The organism is Pseudomonas sp. LG1E9, assembly GCF_003290225.1.
GTDB classification, from domain to species: Bacteria; Pseudomonadota; Gammaproteobacteria; order Pseudomonadales; family Pseudomonadaceae; genus Aquipseudomonas; species Aquipseudomonas cyclaminis.
In genome coordinates, this window is record NZ_CP029983.1 from 2,965,938 (window position 1) to 2,984,439 (window position 18,502).

Below are 18,502 nucleotides of genomic sequence, written 5' to 3' on the forward strand. Positions count from 1 at the left end.
CCATGAAACCGCCGTCGCCCACCGTGGCGAAACAGCGTGGCATGGCGATTATCAGCGCTTTGCTGATCACGGCCGTGGTTGCGGTGATCGCCGCTGGCATGCTCACACGCCAGAGTGTGTTTACCCGTTCACTTGAGGCCGAGCAGGCCCGTGTGCAGGGCAGCGCCTTGCTGCTCGGTGGCCTGGAAGTCAGCCGGCAATTGCTCCGGGACGCCCGCGCGCAGGATGTGCTGACCCGGCTCGACCAGCCCTGGGCGCGCCCGATCCGTACCGCGCAGGACGGCGAATTCGAAGGCCGTCTTGAAGACCTGCAAGGCAAGTTCAATCTGCGCAATTTGGTCGTCCGCGAGCAGGTGGATCTCGGGCAGATGCGCAGTTTCGAGCGGCTGTGCGCAATGATCGGTGTAGATGCGCGTCTGGCCCAGCGCATCAGCCAACGTGTCATCGCGGGCTACCCACGCAAGCCGGTTGCGTCGGCATCAGGCCTGCCGGGGCCAGCGTTACCCGCCACCCAGCCGATGCTGCGCAGCCTTGACCAATTGCGCGGTATCGAAGGCCTCGACGAGCCGCTGTTGGCCCGGTTGGAGCAATACTTCAGCATTATTCCGGTGACTACCTGGGTCAACAGCAACACGGCCAGTGCCGAGGTCCTCGCGGCCGTCGTGCCGGGGTTGTCCCTGGCCCAGGCCAGCCAGTTGGTGGCGGGGCGCGACAGAGGCCAGTGGTTTATCAATCGCGGCGATTTCGTCAACCGCGTGCAATTGCCCAAACTCAACGTGGATGAACTTGATGTGGGGATCACCAGTGAGTGGTTCCTGCTCCACGGGCAGGCCCGTCGCAACCAGCGCCGTGTTCAGTTGGACGCGCTGCTGTATCGCCCGGAAGACGCGATGCCGAGGGTCATCTGGTCGAGGCTCGGCGTATGACGCGCCTGCGCATTGCCTTGCCGCCATTGGATGGCTTGACGTCACACAGCGAGCTTGAGTTCGCGCAACTGGACCGCAACGGCAGCATCCGCCACATCGCCAGCAGCACCCTGGAACGCTTGGGGCAAACCTTCAAGGCTCACAGCGTCGAGTGTTTCCTTCACCCCACCGACAGCATCCTCACCCGTATTGACTTGCCACCTCTTTCTGCGGCACGCACCGCTGCGGCTGTCACCTGTGCTGCGCAGGCGCTGATTCTGGGGCGCAGCGAGCAGATGCATGTGGCACACAGTGCTCGGGACAGCGCTGGGCAGGTGCATTTGGGCTGGCTGCCCAAGGCCGCCCTGGATCGGGTCGGCCAGTTGCTCGGCCTGCATCAACTGAAGCTTCGCGGCCTGTACCCAGCACCTTACCGGTTGCCTGTGCCGCCGGCAGGGCAGGTCAGTACGTGCGTGGTGGACGGCCAGTTACTGCTGCGTTTCACCCAAGCCCACGCGGCGGTGGAACCGTTGGCCGAGGACCGTCTGCAGGCGCTCGCGGCTGCCGGGGAAACGCTGCTGTGGCCCGTGGATCAGCAGTGCTGGAGCGGCGCCGCGCCAGGTTGGAGTTTGCACGCAGGCATCGGCAAGGGCGCTGCACCGGCAGCCGGCTGGGGCAGGGCAGCGGCTTGTTGTGCGCTGGCCGTCGGCGTCTGGGTCGCCGGGCTGAACCTTTACGCCGCCCGTGAAATCGCCCAGGGGCAACAGCTCAAACAGCAGATGAACCAGCGCATGAAGCAAGCATTTCCAGAGCTGCCGGTGATCCTCAATCCCCTGCAACAGGCCCGTCAGCAATTGGCGGCCCGGCAAGGGGGCGGGGCAGCGCAGGTCCAGCATGATTTTGCGTACCTGGTAAAACACGCCGCCAGTGCGTTGCCGTCCATGGTCGGCAGCGTGCAGGCGTTGACGTTCAGCCAGCGCCAGTTACAGGTGCAGATGACGGCCGAGGCGCCTCCCGTTGCAGACAGCACGGTGCACGCCGCATTGAGCCCGGTGGGACTCTCCGCCAGCCGCGAGGGACGCGTATGGACGCTCACCGCGCTGGCCGAGCCCGCTGAGCCTGATGCCAGCCAGGAAGACAGCGATGAATAGCCAGAGGCTGGTGGCGTTGCGAGGGCGTTGGAACGCATTGGCCCCCCGCGAAAAAATCATGCTCAGTGGCGCGACGGTGTTTCTCGCCAGCCTACTGGTCTGGGTCTCATTGATCCAACCCCCCCTCAGGCAGCTCGACTACTGGCAGGTCGAAACCCCGAAATTGCGTTCCCAGAGTCAGGCGCTGGAACTGTTGCTGCGCGAGGTAGCCCCGCCTGCCGGGCTGAACCGTGCGCACGCCTTGGCGCAATCCCTGGATAGCGGCGGATTGGCTGGGCACTACCGCTTGCAGGCCCAGGATGGGGGCTGGCAACTGACACTGGACGCTGCGCCCGCCGATGCGGTGATCGGCTGGTTATTGAGTTACCCAAACCAATTTTCCCTGGACGTGGTCGAGGCGTATTTGCAGCGTGCAGGCGAAGCCACGCCCGACAACACGGCAGGCACTCTCTCAGGAACCGTCCGCATGGATCAGATGCAGGTCGCTAAGGAAGCTTCATGAAGTGGTCAGGTTCCCATTATGTAAGGACGGCGGCGCCGTTTATGTTGCTGGCGTTGGGTGCCTGCAGCGTGCATCCCAGCGTTGATTCGCCGTTGGACAGTGAACTCGGCGTGCCCCTGGCCATCACCCAGCGCAGCGGTGACGCGCTCGTGGACAGGCAACGTGCGCAGGTGCAAATCGAACGGCAGGTGCGGCCGCTGCACAAGGTCGCCAGCCCTGCGCGCAGCAGCGGCGCGGGTCGTAACGGCACGGTATCGAGCACACCGTTGGGTGCTCAGCCGGTCACGCTGAATTTCGTCGAGGCCGACATTCAGGCCGTGGTGCGGGCATTGTCCCGCGCCACCGGGCAGCAGTTCCTGGTGGACCCACGTGTGAAGGGCAGCCTTACGCTGGTTTCCGAAGGGCAGGTGCCGGCGCATCAGGCTTACGACATGCTGCTGGCGGCGCTGCGCATGCAGGGGTTCAGCGTGGTGGACGTGGGGGGCGTCGCGCAAGTGGTGCCCGAAGCTGATGCCAAGCTACTGGGCGGGCCGATCTACAGTGCCGACAAACCTGGCGGCAATGGCATGCTCACGCGCACGTTCCGCCTGCACTACGAAAACGCGGTGAACCTGATCCCGGTGCTGCGCCCGATTGTGTCGCCGAACAACCCGATCAACGCCTATCCGGGCAACAACACCATCGTGGTCACCGACTACGCCGAGAACCTCACGCGGGTGGCGCAGTTGATCGAAGGCATCGACACCCCGAGTGCTATCGATACCGATGTGGTGCAGGTTCAGAACGGCATCGCCGTGGACATCGCCGAGATGGTTGCGCAACTGCTGGAGCAGGCCGGCGGCGACCCGACGCAGAAAATCACGGTGGTGGGCGATCCCCGCTCCAACGCCATCGTGATCCGCGCCGGCAGCCCCGAGCGGACCGAGCTGGCACGCAATCTGATCTATAAGCTCGATAACGCCCAGGCCAACCCGAGTAATTTTCATGTGGTGTACCTGCGCAATGCCCAGGCGGCAAAACTGGCGCAGACCCTGCGCGGTTTGCTGACCGGCGAGAGCGACAGCGGCAGTGGTGATAATGCGCGGTCGGTACTCAGCACGATGGGCGCCAGTACCACGGGCAGCCAGACCGGGCAGAGCAGCAGCCAAAGTACCACCAGCACCAGTGAATCGGCGCAGACAACCAGCAACTCGACCAGCCAGGCCGGTGCGCAACAGAGCGAGCAAAACGTTGCGTTCAGTGCCGGTGGCGTTACCCTCCAGGCTGACTCGACCACCAACACCCTGCTGATTTCCGCCCCGGAACCTTTGTATCGCAACCTGCGCGAAGTCATCGACATGCTCGACCAGCGCCGCGCTCAGGTGGTGATCGAAAGCCTCATCGTTGAAGTGGGTGAGGACGACGCCAATGAGTTCGGCGTGCAGTGGCAAAGCGGCGACCTGGCCGGCAAAGGCGTGATCGGCGGCGCCAACCTGGGCGGCACGGGGTTTAACCTCAATGGCAAGACCAGCGTTGACGTGCTGCCCGGCGGGCTCAGCCTGGGCTTTATCAATGGCACGGTGGATGTGCCCGGCATTGGCAAGGTCATGGACCTCAAGGTGTTGGCCCGGGCGCTCAAAAGCAAAGGCGGCACCAACGTGCTGTCGACGCCCAACTTGCTGACGCTGGACAACGAGGCCGCGAGTATTTTTGTGGGCCAGACCATCCCATTCGTGAGTGGCAGCTACGTGACGGGCGGCGGCGGTACCAGCAACAACCCGTTCCAGACCGTCACCCGCGAAGAGGTCGGTTTGAAGCTGAATGTGCGGCCACAGATTTCCGAGGGCGGCACGGTCAAGCTGGATATCTACCAGGAAGTCAGCAGCATCGACGAACGCGCCTCCAGCAGCGCGGCCTCGGCGGGTATCGTCACCAATAAGCGCGCTATCGACACCAGTATTCTGCTCGACGATGGGCAGATCATGGTCCTGGGTGGCTTGCTGCAGGATGGGTACAGCCAGAGCAATGAAGCGGTGCCGTGGCTGTCGAGTATTCCGGGGCTGGGGGCGTTGTTTCGCAATGAGCGGCGGGCGGTGAACAAGACCAATCTGATGGTCTTTTTGCGGCCTTACATCATCCGTGACAGTGGGGCGGGGCGGGCGATTACGTTGAATCGCTATGACTATATGCGCCGGGCTCAAGGTGGGTTGCAGCCGGAGCATAGTTGGGCGATGCCGGATGTGCAGGCGCCGCAGTTGCCTTCGGTGGAGAAGGCGATTCCGGCAGGGACACGGCGATGAGCCTGCTGTACACAGAACTAAATGTGGGAGGGGGCTTGCCCCCGATGGCGGTGGGTCAGTTAAAAATTTGCCAACTGACACTCCCTCATCGGGGGCAAGCCCCCTCCCACATTTTGACCGCATTTTACTGGGGGAGGCTGGTATGAGCCTTCTGCCCTACGCCTGGGCCAAATCCCAGCGCATCCTTCTGCGGCCCGGCGACGAAGGCATGCTGCTCACCGTCTGCCCTTCAACCCCCGGCTGGTCCATCAGTGAAGTCCAGCGCCAGTTTGGCGAGTCGCCGATTGAGCAGGTACGCGACGACGAACTCGACGGCCTGCTCGCCAGCGCTTATGCCGACACGGGCAGCGCCGCCGCTGTGGTCGGTGCTGCCGAGAACGAGGTGGACCTCGACCGCCTGATGCAGGACATACCCGAAATCACCGATCTGCTCGACACCCAGGACGGTGCGCCGGTGATCCGCATGATCAATGCCTTGCTCACCCAGGCCGCCCGAGATGAGGCGAGTGATATCCACATCGAACCCTACGAAACCCATTCCGTGGTGCGCTATCGCGTCGACGGCACGCTGCGCGATGTGGTGTCGCCGCGCAAAGCGCTGCACGGTGCGTTGGTGTCGCGGATCAAGATCATGGCCCAGCTCGATATCGCCGAAAAACGCCTGCCCCAGGATGGGCGTATCGCCTTGCGGGTGGCCGGGCGGCCGATTGATATTCGGGTGTCGACGGTGCCCACCGGGCATGGCGAGCGGGTGGTGATGCGCCTGCTCGACAAGCAGGCCGGGCGTTTGCAGTTGGAAACCCTGGGCATGCAAGCGCAGTTGCTGGCGCGCCTCGATACGTTGATCCGCCAGCCCCACGGCATCGTGCTGGTCACCGGGCCCACCGGCAGCGGCAAGACCACCAGCCTCTACGCGGCGTTGGCGCGGCTGGATGCGAGCACCAGCAATATCCTCACCGTGGAAGACCCGGTGGAGTACGACTTGCCGGGCATCAGCCAAATCCAGGTCAACGCCAAGATCGACATGACCTTCGGCCTGGCGCTGCGGGCGATCCTGCGCCAGGACCCGGACATCATCATGATCGGCGAAATCCGCGACCTGGAAACCGCGCAGATCGCCGTGCAGGCCTCGCTTACCGGGCACTTGGTGCTGGCCACCTTGCACACCAACGACGCGGTGTCGGCGGTCAATCGCTTGATCGACATGGGCGTCGAGCCGTTCTTGCTGGCGTCGTCAATGCTCGGCGTTCTGGCGCAGCGCCTGGTACGCCGGCTATGTCCGCACTGCAAGGAAGAAGATTCCGCCAGTCCAGGCACCTGGCGCCCGCTGGGGTGTGTTGCATGTAATCACACGGGTTACAGCGGCCGCACCGGCATTCATGAGTTGTTCTGCATCGACGATGACATTCGCACGCTGATCCATCAGGGCGCCGGCGAACAGGCGCTTAAAGCCGCAGCGCGCAACGCCGGCATGTTCAGCATGCGTGAGGACGGCGAGCGTTGGGTCAGCAGTGGCGTGACCGCGCCTGAAGAAGTGCTGCGCGTGACACGGGACGCCTGATGAACCGCTACCGTTTTGAGGCCGCTGACGCCACGGGCAAGGTTGAGACCGGGCACCTGGAGGCCGACAGCCAGCGCGAGGCATTCAGCCTTTTGCACCGGCGCGGTTTGACCGCTTTGCAAGTACAGCTTGAGAACAGTGAGCCTGGGCGCGGGGGGATGTTCAGCGCCAAGCTTTCCGACAACGACCTGGCCTGGGCCACCCGACAGTTGGCCAGCCTGCTCAGCGCCAGCCTGCCGTTGGAGGCAGCGTTGAGTGCCACGGTGGAACAGGCCGAGCGCAAGCACATCGTCCAGGCCCTGACTGCGGTGCGTGCCGATGTGCGCGGTGGCATGCGTCTGGCCGATGCCTTGGCCGCACGGCCACGGGACTTTCCAGAGATTTACCGGGCGCTGATTGCGGCCGGGGAAGAGTCCGGTGACCTCGCCCAGGTCATGGAGCGGCTGGCCGATTACATCGAAGAGCGTAACAACCTGCGCAGTAAAATCCTCACCGCGTTCATCTATCCGGGAGTCGTCGGGCTGGTGTCGATTGCTATCGTGATCTTCCTGCTCAGCTACGTGGTGCCGCAGGTGGTCAGCGCATTTTCCCAGGCGCGCCAGGACTTGCCCGGATTGACCTTGGCCATGCTCAACGCCAGTGATTTCATTCGCGGGTGGGGGTGGCTGTGTTTCAGCGCGCTGGTGGCAGGGTTATGGGGCTGGCGAGTGTACCTGCGCAACTCCGTGGCGCGTTTGCGCTGGCATCGTCGGGTATTGCGCCTGCCGTTGATCGGGCGCTTTGTGCTGGGGCTCAATACCGCGCGGTTTGCGTCGACCCTGGCGATTCTCGGCGGTGCCGGGGTGCCGTTGCTGCGTGCGTTGGAAGCTGCGCGCCAGACCCTGTCCAACGATTGCCTGAGCCAAAGTGTCAACGAAGCCACTGCCAAAGTGCGTGAAGGCGTCAGCCTGGCCACGGCGCTGGCGGTGGAGAAAGTGTTCCCGCCACTGCTGATCCACCTGATCGCCAGTGGCGAAAAAACCGGCTCGCTGCCGCCGATGCTGGATCGTGCAGCGCAAACGCTGTCCCGCGATATCGAGCGCCGGGCGATGGGCATGACCGCACTGCTTGAACCCCTGATGATCGTGGTGATGGGCGCGGTGGTGCTGGTGATCGTGCTGGCGGTGTTGTTGCCGATCATCGAGATCAACCAATTGGTGCAGTAGGCGCGCGCACAAAAAAGCCCTCGTCACCGAGGGCTTTCCTTTCACTGATGTTGCACCGTCACTTAGAGCTTACCGGCGCCGGCCTTGGCCTTGACGTCGGCGGCGACCTTGTCGGCAGCCAGCGGGGTGTAGCTGTAAGGCGGGGTCCAGCCGATGCTCGAACTCCATGAGCAGCTCAGGGCACTGCCGTTGAGGGTCGAGCCGCTGTCGCGGTAGACACTGCCACCGTAATCGCCGGCGATCTTGTCGCAACCGCTGATGCCACTGATTTCGAAGGCGTTACGCTCGGAGAAGATCTTCGAGTTCTTGCCCACGCCATGGGCGTACGAGAACGGGTAGACCTTATGGCTGGTGCTGCCCACGTGGTAGTTGTTGTACAGATGCACCTGGCCGAAACGCACGCGCGGCGCACGGGCCGAGATGTTCTCGAACAGCGTGTTGTGGATAGTGACCTTGAGCTTGCCGTCATCGGTGGTGCGTGAATCGCTGGAACCGATCAGGTTGTTCTTCTCGTGGGACTTGAACGCCGAATACGAAATGGTCACGTAGTTGGCGCCGTTCTTGACGTCCAGCGCACCGTCGTGATGCTGCTTCGGACGGCCATTGGCGCTGCCGTTCTGGTCATCGGTGCGGCGGCCATCGGTGAAGGTCACGTGATCGACCCACACGTTGTTGGCGCCTTCGATGGTCAGGCCGTCGTACTCGGAGTTCCAGTTGCCCGCGCTGCCATCGTCCTTGTCCCAGATCGGCTCAGGGTCCCAAGGGTTTTCGATGGTGATGTTGCGGATGATGACGTCGTTTTCCTTGGCATAGAAGAAACCCTCGCGGATTTCGGCATTGCTGGTGGTACCGACGATGGTGGTTTTACCGGGAATATCCAGGCGACCATGTACTTTCATATCGGCAGTCGTCGTATAAGCTTTGCCTTCGCTGATGTCGATGATGCCGGTGATTTTGATGATGCGGCCGTTGGCGCCGACCGAAGCCTTCAGTGCGGTTTTCAGTTCGGCGGCGTTTTTTGCCGTGTAGATGTTATTCGCTGCTGCACGGGAACCACCCTTGGTCCCGCCGTTCTGAGTGGCCCAGCCAGTCGTGGCCGAATCCAGCCAAATGTCCGCTGCGTGGGCTGGAACGCTGGAAAACAGCAGGGCGCCGACAACAGCGCTGGCCAGTTTGCAGGCAGTGAAAGTTGAGGGTTTTGTCATGAGTAATCAGATCCTTGATTAACTTGAGTAGTTGAACGCGCACAGGCATGCGCGTTTCTCGAGCGGACGTCCTTGCCACTGGTGCAGCGAATCGAACGTCCGCTGCATGAGAAATACTATCATGTGATTTGAATGTTGTCGTACCACTGATTGCGTAATGATGTGCTTTCTTTCGCAAATGGCGAGGTGTGGTTGGCGATGGGTCGTTTACAAGGCCCAGCCGCCTCAATGCCCCTCGTCACTCAGCGGCAAACCGGTGTCTTTTGATCCGGTACATATCACTGTCGGCATGGCTGAGCAGGGTATCGGCGTCTTCTCCGTCCGCCGGATAGATCGCCACGCCGATACTGCAGGACGGCATCTTTACCTCACCAAACTCAGCGCCCAGCGGCTCGGCCATGACCGCGAGGATCTGCGCCACCTTTGCGCCAATCGCGTCCCGCGACGGCGCATCCGCCAACAGCACGGTGAATTCATCCCCGCCCATCCGGGCCACCAGGTCGCCCTCGCGCACGCAGCGTTCCAACCGCCGGGCAATCACACACAGCACGCGGTCGCCCATGGCATGGCCATGCACGTCATTGATGCCCTTGAAGTCATTGATGTCCAGAAATAGCAGTGCCAGGGCACTGTTGTGAGACCGTGCGGCGAGCAGGGCGCCGTCCAGTCGATCATTGAACAGCGACCGGTTGGTCAGCGCCGTCAGCGGATCATGATGGGCAAGGAAGCGTAATTCTTCTTCGGCCTGGGTAAGCGCCGTCACGTCCCGTGCGACCCCGATCCGCGCGCCGACTTCCTGGGACCAGAACGCCGCCCACAGGATGTGCACGACACTGCCATCCTTGCGGATATAGCGGTTGCGAAAGTCGACATGGGGTTTGCCATTCATGACCCGGACAATCGAGGCCCGCGTACGTGCCAGGTCTTCCGGGTGCATGTACCGGGTGATCAGCGTGCCCGTCAGCTCTTCGGCACGGTAGCCGAGCAGGGCTTCGCAGGCGTCGCTCACGAAGACAATCTGGTTATCACTGTCGACGACAAACACCGTATCCAGCATCAGGTGGATCAGTTTGGGGTAGAGCGCTTGCAGGTCTACGGGCATGGGGCATCGGGCGTCCGGTTCATATCGGCCGATCATAGCCCGATCATGGAGGGACGCGGCGAGCAATTCTGCACATTTTTGATGGCCGGTGCAGTGGTCGAGGCAGGTAGAGTCAGGCCCGGACATGCTTGACTCTGTCCCATGGGACACCTTGTATGCTTTTTCCAGGCGCGCGTTGTTTGATAGCCAGAACCGTAAAGGCCGTCACAAGGAAACCGAAAAATCTCGCGGTTGGGCTCAGTAGCGAATCATCACCGATTTCAGCTCGGTGTAATCCTCAATGAATGCGCTGCCGAACTCCCGGCCTATCCCCGAGGATTTATTGCCGCCAAACGGCACCGCCGGGTCCAGCATGGTGTGCATGTTTACCCACACCGTGCCGGCTTCGATGGCGGGCACCATGCGCAGGGCCTTGCCCAGGTCATTGGTCCAGAGGCTGGCGCTCAAGCCGTAAGGCGTGTTGTTCATCAAGGCCAGCAGCTCCTCTTCAGTGTCGTAGGGGAAGAATGTGGCGATAGGGCCGAAGGTCTCCTCGTTGAGCAAGGTGTCGTTGACGGTGTTGGCGAGGATGATCGTCGGCTCGACGTAGCAGCCCGGACGGTCGATCAGGTGGCCGCCGTGAATAATGGTGTTGTTTTCGGCGCGGGCCTTGGCAAAGAACTCACCGAGTTTGAGTTGATGTTGGCGGTTGGTGACCGGACCGAATTCGGTGCGCTCATCCAGGGGCGAACCGATGTTCAGGCTGCTCAGGCGTTGGGCCAGCGTGCCCATGACGGCTTCGATCTGCGAGCGATGCACAAAGAAGCGCTCGGCGGCGGCGCAGATCTGCCCGGAATGCAGGAAACCCGCCTCTATGATGCCGTTGACGGCCTTGTCCAGATCCACATCGCGCAGGAATCCGGCCGAGTTTTTGCCGCCCAGTTCCAGGGTAGTGCGGGTCAGTCCGGCGCCCATGGCGCTCTGGCCCACGGCGATCCCGGTCGGCACCGAGCCGGTGAATGACACTTTGTTGGTGCCGGGGTGTTCGATCAGGGCTTTGCCCACCAGGCCGCCACCGGTCAGTACGTTCAGCACACCGGCAGGCAGGCCGGCGTCAATCGCCAGTTCGGCAATGCGCAGGATGGTCAACGGCGTGAACTCGCTGGGCTTGATGATGATGCTGCAACCGGTCACAAGCGCCGAGGCGAGCTTCCAGATGGCGATCATGGTCGAAAAATTCCACGGCACGATGCCGACCACCACCCCGACCGGCTCACGCAGGGTGAACGCGGTGTAGCGCTCGCCAGCGAAGGAGGGCAGCGACGGGGTGATGGTCTGGCCGCTGATTTTGGTGGCCCAGCCGGCGTAGTAACGCAAAAAATGCGCGGCCTGATCGACTTCGAATGCGCGGGAAATCTGGATGATCTTGCCCGATTGGCAGGTTTCGATCTGCGCCAGTTCTTCGCGGTGTTGCTCCAGCAGGTCGGCCAGTTTAAGCAGCACATTGCCGCGCACGGCCGGTGCCACCTGGGACCACTGCTTGAAGCCACGCCGGGCCGAATCTACAGCCGCATCGACATCGGCCGGGTCGGCGTCGGCGACCTGGGCGATGACTTGGCCGGTGGCCGGGTTGATCACGTCCAGCGTGCGGCTGGAGTGGCTTTGCACAGAGCCACCGTCGATAAACAGCGCGTGGTGTCGAGCGAGGAAGGCGTCGACCTGAGGCAGCAGTGAAATATCGCTCATGGGGTTTTCCTGATCGCGAACAAAGAAAGCCCCGAGGTTAATCCTCACGGGAGTGCCCGGCTTGACTGTGCCTGCCGAGCGCTATGTCTGTGGCTGCCAGCCCTGTGAAAAGTACAATCTTGACTCTGGAAGGTGCATGTTCGGCCAGCAAGCCGCGCTCCATACTGGCCCTGCATCCGGCGCCACGCCTCGCTTCATGGGGTTGCGCGGACATCCAATAATAAGCAGGGCCATCCATGAAAAAGCCAAACCCGCTCCTCGAAGACCTCAAGTCCGTGTTGCCAACCATCGCCGCCAATGCCTTCCAGGCCGAGCAGGACCGCAAGGTGCCTGCCGAGAACATTGCGCTGCTCAAAGGCATCGGCCTGCACCGTGCATTCCAGCCCAAGGCGTTCGGTGGCATGGAGTTGTCGCTGCCACAATTTGCCGACTGTATTGCGTTGCTCGCCGGAGCCTGCGCCAGCACGGCTTGGGCCATGAGCTTGCTGTGCACCCACAGTCATCAACTGGCCTTGTTTTCGGCCCAGTTGCAGCAGGAAGTCTGGGGCGATGACCCGAATGCCACGGCCAGCAGCAGCATCGCGCCGTTCGGGCGCACCGAGGCGGTCGAGGGCGGTGTGCTGTTCAGCGGTGAAATGGGCTGGAGCAGCGGTTGCGACCACGCTGAATGGGCGATTGTCGGTTTCCGTCGGCCCACTGCCGAGGGCACTCAGGATTACTGCTTTGCGGTGCTGCCCCGCAGCGACTATCAGATCCGCGATGACTGGTTTGCGGCGGGCATGAAAGGCAGCGGCACCAAGACCCTGATCATCGACAAGGCCTTCGTACCGGAGCATCGCATCCAGAAGGCCAAGGACATGATGGAGGGCAAGTCTGCAGGCTTCGGCTTGTACCCGGACAGCAAGGTGTTTTACTCGCCTTACCGTCCGTATTTCGCCAGCGGTTTTTCCACGGTGAGCCTGGGCGTCGCCGAGCGGATGCTGGAGGTGTTCCGCGAAAAGACCAGGACGCGGGTGCGTGCCTACACCGGCGCTGCGGTCGGTGCGGCGACTCCGGCGTTAATGCGGCTGGCCGAGTCGACGCACCAGGTCGGCGCTGCGCGGGCGTTTCTGGAAAAGACCTGGGCCGAACATGCCGAGCACAGTGAACAGCAGCGCTACCCCGATCGCGAAACCCTGGCGTTCTGGCGCACCAACCAGGCGTATGCCACCAAGATGTGCATCCAGGCGGTGGATCGCCTGTTCGAAGCCGCCGGCGGCAATGCCTGGTTCGAACACAACGAGATGCAGCGCCTGTTCCGCGATTCGCACATGACCGGCGCCCATGCCTACACCGACTACGACGTCTGCGCGCAGATCCTCGGCCGCGAGCTGATGGGCCTGGAGCCCGATCCAAGCATGATCTGAAGGTGCTTTTGAAAACAACAATCAGGGCTGCGCCTGACGCAGCCCGGGAGTCTTGCATGTCTGAATCGACCTTCGACCCACGGGCCTTTCGCCGCGCCCTGGGCAACTTCGCCACGGGCGTCACCGTGGTCACCGCCGCCGACTCTACCGGGCGCCAGGTGGGTGTTACCGCCAACAGTTTCAACTCGGTGTCTCTCGACCCGCCGCTGGTGCTGTGGAGCCTCGACAAACGCTCCAACAGCCATGAGGTGTTCGAGCAGGCCAGCCATTTTGCGGTCAACGTGCTGGCGGCAGACCAGATTGACCTGTCGAACAATTTTGCGCGGCCCAAGGACGACCGTTTCGCCGAGATCGCGTACGAACCCGGGGCGGGCGGTGCACCGGTGTTCGCCGATTGTTCGGCGCGGTTTCACTGCGAGAACTACCAGCAAGTGGATGGCGGCGACCACTGGATCATGATCGGCAAGGTGGTGGCCTTCGACGATTTCGGCCGCGCGCCGCTGCTCTACCATCAGGGCGCGTACTCCATGGTCCTGCCCCATACGCGCATGACCAAACGTGATGAAAGCCAACCGCCGAGCAGCCATTTCCAAGGGCGACTGCGCCACAACCTGTACTACCTGATGACCCAGGCGGTACGCGCCTACCAATCCAGCTACCAGCCCCGGCAACTGTCCACCGGCCTGCGCACCAACGAGGCGCGGATGCTGATGGTGCTGGAGAATGATGCCCGGCTAAGCCCCAGCGAGCTGTTGCGGGAAGTGGCGATGCCAGTGCGGGAAATTGAAGATGCGGTGGCGAACCTCAAGCGCAAGGGCCTGGTGGACGACGATGAACACGGCGTACGCCTCACCGCTGCCGGCGTCGAGCAGACCGAAGACCTGTGGGCGATTGCGCGGGAGCAGCAGGAGAAGGTGTTTGCCGAGTTCAGCCAGGACCAGATCGAAACCTTCAAGACGGTGCTCAAGCAGTTGATCAGCCAGTGCTGATGAGCGGGTGAGCAGTTCACCGGTCCTGCAGACACAGCCGGTCAAATGTGGGAGGGGGCAAGCCCCTCCCACATCGTGTGTGGCAGCCAGGCGCAAGTCCCTTGCAGGCTCGTACAAGCAATCACTGTCGGTTTGCGATCAGATCCAGGGTTTAGACTCGATGCGCAAAGGACAGACCGATGTTCTTCAAGAAAAAAAAGCCGATGCAGGACCTCGCGGAGTCTCTCAGGCAACAGCTCGCTCAACAGCTTGCACAGGCAGATCACCAACGGCTTCTCGCCGAGGCCGCCGCCAGGGACCAGGCTACCCAGCAGGCAATCAGCGAACAGGCGCTTCAAACCCTTCGACAACAACTGGAGCAGGCCCGCCAGCGTGAGGGGACATTGGACGCTGAGGTGCACCAATACCGGCAGCTTTGCGATCAGCATCAACAGGAAACGCAGATCTGGGAGCTGCTGCTCTCCACCATGACTGAAGGCTGCTGGGACATCACCGTGGTCAACGGCGACGTGCAGAACCCCGGCAGCCAGATGCGGATTTTCAATCAGTTTCGCCTGCTGCTGGGCTATGCTCCCCATGAGCTGCCCGATGGTTGGGATGCTCAGGTGAGCGTCACCCATCCCGATGATTTACCCAAGATCATGGCGATCTTCGACCGGGAAATCCTCGCGTCCCATGGCAGCGGCGAGTATGTATTCGAATACCGGATGCGCCACAAGAGCCGTGGCTACATCTGGTGTCGCGAGCGCGGGCGGGCAGTGCGTGATGCCCAGCGGCAGTTGACGCGGGTAATCGGCGCGGTGCGCGACATCAGTGATGAACAGTCGGCCAAGACCACCCATCAGCAGTTGCTGGAGCACAATCAGGCAACCTACGGCCAGATCGCCACCGTGGTGAGTGTGATCAAGGGCATCGCCGACCAGACTAACCTGTTGGCCTTGAACGCTGCTATTGAAGCGGCGCGGGCGGGTGAGGTCGGCCGTGGGTTTTCAGTGGTGGCCGATGAGGTACGCAAGCTGGCGGAAAACACCCGCCAGGCGACCCATCAGATTCAGACGATGTTGCATCAGCACGAACACTAGAAAGCGGGTACGACCGTGAGGCTTTCCAGCAGCGTCGCCTTGAGGCAGACCAGCCGCACGCGTTGGCAGGCAGCAACAAAAGCGGCGGCAGACATGGGCAAGACGCTCGGTATGTCCTGGGCGCACAGTGATTTGGCTCGATGCCGTTTCGATCAGGGACTGGCTGGGGAGGGCGTTATCGCCGGCTCCTTGTACGGCTCGATGCATCCACTAAGAAATCCGCTTTCGAGGATCCGCACCATGTCGATCAATGACCGGCTCACACAGCATTTGAAACGAGGCAGCGTCGGCTTTCCGACCGCGCTGGCCAGCACCATTGGCCTGATCATGGCCAGCCCGGTGATTCTTACCGCGACCATGGGGTTCGGGATCGGCGGCAGCGCCTTTGCGGTGGCGATGTTGATCGCGGTGGTGATGATGCTGGCCCAGGCGACCACCTTTGCCGAAGCCGCCTCGATCCTGCCGACCACCGGTTCGGTCTACGACTACATCAATTGCGGCATGGGGCGTTTCTTTGCGATCACCGGCACCTTGTCGGCCTACTTGATCGTGCATGTGTTCGCCGGCACCGCCGAGACCATTCTGTCCGGCGTCATGGCCCTGGTGAACTTCGAGCACCTCAATACCCTCGCGGAATCGGCCGGCGGCTCCTGGTTGCTGGGGGTCGGGTTCGTCGTGGTGTTCGGCATCCTCAATGCCTTCGGGGTCAGCGCCTTTGGCCGGGCCGAGATCATCCTGACCTTCGGCATGTGGACCACGCTGATGGTGTTTGGCGTGATGGGCCTGATTGCGGCACCGGCGGTGCAACTGGATGGCTGGTTCGGCGTGTCGCTGGTGGGCACTGACCTGATCACCATTCTGTCGCTGGTGGGCATGGCGATGTTCATGTTTGTCGGCTGTGAGTTTGTCACGCCGCTGGCCCCGGACTTGCGCAACTCGGCCAAGGTCATGCCCAAGGCGATGATTCTGGGCTTGCTGAGCGTTGCCACCTGCATGTTCATCTATGGCGCGGCGATGAAGCGCCAAGTCGAAAACGTGCTGTTGGACGCCGCCTCGGGCGTGCACCTGCTCGACACGCCGATGGCGATCCCCCGGTTTGCCGAGCAGGTCATGGGGCAAGTCGGGCCGCTGTGGCTGGGGATCGGTTTTCTGTTTGCCGGTGCCGCCACTATCAACACGCTGATGGCCGGTGTACCGCGGATTCTCTACGGCATGGCCGTGGACGGTGCATTGCCCAAGGTGTTCACCTACCTGCACCCGCGCTTCAAGACACCGCTGGTGTGCATCCTGGTGGCGATGCTGATCCCGTGCCTGTATGCGCTGTGGCTGGGCGGCAATACCGACAACATCATGCACCTGGTGCTGGCTGCGGTGTGTGCGTGGAGTTTCTCTTACCTGCTGGTGACGCTGTCGGTGGTGATCCTGCGCATTCGTCGTCCTGATCTGCCACGGGCCTATCGTTCGCCGTTCTTCCCGTTGCCGCAGATCCTGTCCAGCGTCGGCATCTTGCTGGGCATGTGGTTCATCACCCCACCGGGCATGAATCCCGCCGACATCTATGTGCCGTTTGGCGTGATGCTCGGGATCACCGCGACCTATGCGCTGTTCTGGACATTGGTGGTGCAGAAGGTCAATCCATTCAAGCCGGCGTCGGTAGAAGACGTGCTGGCCAAGGAGTTTTCCCATGAGCCTGGCAACCCTCACCACGGGTATATCGAGCATGCTGCAAAAGCTGTCTGAGCTGTTCAGTGCCCAACGCGCCCCGGCCGGCTACCGCCCCGGCGTCACGCTTGAGTACCTGCGCCGCAACCTTGGCCTGGCGGGTTTCACCTCGACGGGACCGACAGGCGCGGTGTTCGGCCTGGGTGATAGCGGCCTGCAAGTGGCGGTTGGCGAGCGCACTGAATCGCAGTTGCTGATGCACCTGGTCATGACTGAATTCGTGATCAAGGTGCCCGCCTCAGAGCAGGGCAATGCACGCTTTGAGCTGCACCACCGCGGGTCGATTCGGCGCACGGGGCTGGGGTTTCGGCAGCGGGCGGGTGCGCCGACTTTGCTGCCCAGGCTTGAAGTTGCGTTGAAGCAGGATCAGGCACTGCATCACGCGTTGATGGTGCTGGATTTCAAGCGCCTGCGCATCGAACTGGACGGCCTGCAGTGGCAGGTACGGCTTGAACACATGGGAGGCAGCGAGGTGGTCAACCGCATGCCCGCGTTTCGTCGCTATATCGCCTTGAGCGGTGCGCAGCGAGAGGCTTTGTTCGATGTCCTGACGGGATTGAAGCGGGCGCTGGGCGCGTTCTGATTTTTGGTTACTTGGCATCATTACTGCTTCTGCACACGGCATTACGTAGTTGTTGCGCCTATATAGATAACATGTTAACTATTGGCCGACAAAAACAAGAAGCCACTGTGGAGTTGCCATGAGCACCTATCAATCTGCGCACCCTGGATTGGACACCTGGACTCAGGATTTGCGAGCGGCCTGCGGCCATTTCGACACTGAACTGGCCTTCAACCGTTCGCTGTTCATCGGCGAGGTGTCGACGCTCTCACGGGGCTGCCTGTCACTGGCTTCCCTGCGTACCAATGCCGGCCTGATCAAGCGCGTACGGGCCAACCCCGATCACGACAACGACCAGCATTGCTTCCTCGTCAGCCAGCGCAGCGGCTATTGCCAGATCACCCAGAACGACGAGGTTATCCAGTTGGCGCCAGGTGACATGCTGCTGATGGATTCCACCGGCTCAATCGAGATCAGCCCGTTTGGCCTGATCGAACACGCGTCGCTGTCCCTCTCTCGCAACGAAGTCTGCAAGCAACTGGGCAACGCCTCGAAAACCTTCGGCAAGATCTCATCGAGCAAGGCCTGTGGACGGATGCTCCATGTGCTGATGGACCAACTGTGCCGGGAAGGGCTGCAGGGGCAGGATTCGATGGAAGAGGCCCAGGCACTGCAGGCGGCGTTTGTGTCGTTGCTGGGTTCGGCGTTTGACGTGGATAACACCCAGGGTGACAGCGCCGCTTCATTGCAAGGCAGCAACCTGCGCAGCTATGTGCAGAAAGTCATCGATGAGTCCTTGACTCAACCGGGCTTGAGCCCCGTGGGCCTGGCCAATCGGCTGAACATCTCGGTGCGACACTTGTACCGCCTGTTTGAAGAGCAGGACGACAGCGTCTGCCGCTACATCCAGCGGGCGCGGCTCAAGCGCAGCGCGGATGACCTGACCAATCCATTCCTCAAGAGCGAGTCGATCACCTCGATTGCCTACAAGTGGGGCTTCACCGATTCGGCGCACTTCAGCCGCTCGTTCAAGAAGCAATTCGAGCTGTCGCCCAAGGACTTTCGGTCGACCCACCTGCAACAAGCGGTCGGCGCGGCTTAGGTTA

Annotated in this window: 14 protein-coding genes and 2 pseudogenes; 13 read left to right on the plus strand and 3 right to left on the minus strand. The window is 62.0% G+C overall.

Annotation, left to right across the window (positions count from 1 at the left end; translation table 11 throughout):
- Positions 1-2: 2 nt before the first annotated feature.
- From gspK to gspF, 6 genes are all read left to right on the plus strand, one after another.
- Entirely contained in the window at positions 3-926 is a 924-nt protein-coding gene (gene gspK / locus DNK50_RS14020) for a type II secretion system minor pseudopilin GspK (RefSeq protein ID WP_112194610.1), read from the plus strand.
- Positions 923-2,056, plus strand: a complete 1,134-nt coding sequence (gene gspL, locus DNK50_RS14025; RefSeq protein WP_112194612.1) for a type II secretion system protein GspL — start codon at positions 923-925, stop codon at positions 2,054-2,056. The genes gspK and gspL overlap by 4 nt, the downstream gene beginning before the upstream one ends.
- Positions 2,049-2,558 carry a type II secretion system protein GspM gene (gene gspM, locus DNK50_RS14030; protein WP_256595604.1) on the plus strand — a complete coding sequence of 170 codons (510 nt, stop codon included), beginning with the start codon at positions 2,049-2,051 and terminating at the stop codon, positions 2,556-2,558. The genes gspL and gspM overlap by 8 nt, the downstream gene beginning before the upstream one ends.
- Entirely contained in the window at positions 2,555-4,837 is a 2,283-nt protein-coding gene (gspD, locus tag DNK50_RS14035; RefSeq protein ID WP_112194617.1) for a type II secretion system secretin GspD, read from the plus strand. Before gspM ends, gspD begins: the two co-directional genes overlap by 4 nt.
- A 142-nt stretch (positions 4,838-4,979) precedes the next feature.
- The gene (gspE, locus tag DNK50_RS14040) at positions 4,980-6,398 is read left to right on the plus strand and encodes a type II secretion system ATPase GspE (RefSeq protein ID WP_112194619.1); all 1,419 of its coding nucleotides are present in this window, start codon (positions 4,980-4,982) and stop codon (positions 6,396-6,398) included.
- Positions 6,398-7,603: a type II secretion system inner membrane protein GspF gene (gene gspF / locus DNK50_RS14045; RefSeq protein ID WP_112194621.1), complete on the plus strand. Its 1,206-nt coding sequence runs from the start codon at positions 6,398-6,400 to the stop codon at positions 7,601-7,603. Before gspE ends, gspF begins: the two co-directional genes overlap by 1 nt.
- Before the next feature lie 62 nt (positions 7,604-7,665).
- Here gspF and DNK50_RS14050 read toward each other — a convergent pair whose 3' ends face one another.
- The 3 genes from DNK50_RS14050 to DNK50_RS14060 form a co-directional block, all read right to left on the minus strand.
- Positions 7,666-8,808 (minus strand): polysaccharide lyase family 1 protein, encoded by a 1,143-nt coding sequence (locus DNK50_RS14050; RefSeq protein ID WP_112194623.1) that lies wholly within the window; start codon positions 8,806-8,808, stop codon positions 7,666-7,668.
- Positions 8,809-9,046: 238 nt separating this feature from the next.
- Positions 9,047-9,910 carry a sensor domain-containing diguanylate cyclase gene (locus DNK50_RS14055; protein ID WP_112196940.1) on the minus strand — a complete coding sequence of 288 codons (864 nt, stop codon included), beginning with the start codon at positions 9,908-9,910 and terminating at the stop codon, positions 9,047-9,049.
- A gap of 237 nt (positions 9,911-10,147) precedes the next feature.
- Positions 10,148-11,635, minus strand: coding sequence for an aldehyde dehydrogenase family protein (locus DNK50_RS14060; protein ID WP_112194625.1), 1,488 nt, complete (start codon positions 11,633-11,635; stop codon positions 10,148-10,150).
- A 236-nt stretch (positions 11,636-11,871) separates the two neighbouring features.
- Between DNK50_RS14060 and DNK50_RS14065 the strand changes: the two genes are divergently transcribed.
- The 7 genes and pseudogenes from DNK50_RS14065 (at position 11,872) to feaR (ending at position 18,498) form a co-directional block, all read left to right on the plus strand.
- Positions 11,872-13,041 carry a p-hydroxyphenylacetate 3-hydroxylase oxygenase component gene (locus DNK50_RS14065; protein WP_112194627.1) on the plus strand — a complete coding sequence of 390 codons (1,170 nt, stop codon included), beginning with the start codon at positions 11,872-11,874 and terminating at the stop codon, positions 13,039-13,041.
- A gap of 56 nt (positions 13,042-13,097) precedes the next feature.
- Complete coding sequence (locus tag DNK50_RS14070) at positions 13,098-14,030, plus strand: p-hydroxyphenylacetate 3-hydroxylase reductase component (protein WP_112194629.1); 933 nt, start codon at positions 13,098-13,100, stop codon at positions 14,028-14,030.
- A 530-nt stretch (positions 14,031-14,560) separates the two neighbouring features.
- A pseudogene (locus DNK50_RS29515) lies at positions 14,561-14,803 on the plus strand (PAS domain-containing protein); the annotation flags it as partial.
- Between the two features lie 27 nt (positions 14,804-14,830).
- Positions 14,831-15,100: pseudogene (locus DNK50_RS29520) on the plus strand (methyl-accepting chemotaxis protein); the annotation flags it as partial.
- 252 nt (positions 15,101-15,352) lie between these two features.
- Entirely contained in the window at positions 15,353-16,852 is a 1,500-nt protein-coding gene (locus tag DNK50_RS14080) for an APC family permease (RefSeq protein WP_099584488.1), read from the plus strand.
- Positions 16,833-17,417: a DUF3156 family protein gene (locus DNK50_RS14085; RefSeq protein WP_112194632.1), complete on the plus strand. Its 585-nt coding sequence runs from the start codon at positions 16,833-16,835 to the stop codon at positions 17,415-17,417. The genes DNK50_RS14080 and DNK50_RS14085 overlap by 20 nt, the downstream gene beginning before the upstream one ends.
- A 118-nt stretch (positions 17,418-17,535) precedes the next feature.
- Positions 17,536-18,498 (plus strand): transcriptional regulator FeaR, encoded by a 963-nt coding sequence (gene feaR, locus DNK50_RS14090; protein ID WP_112194634.1) that lies wholly within the window; start codon positions 17,536-17,538, stop codon positions 18,496-18,498.
- Positions 18,499-18,502: the final 4 nt, after the last annotated feature.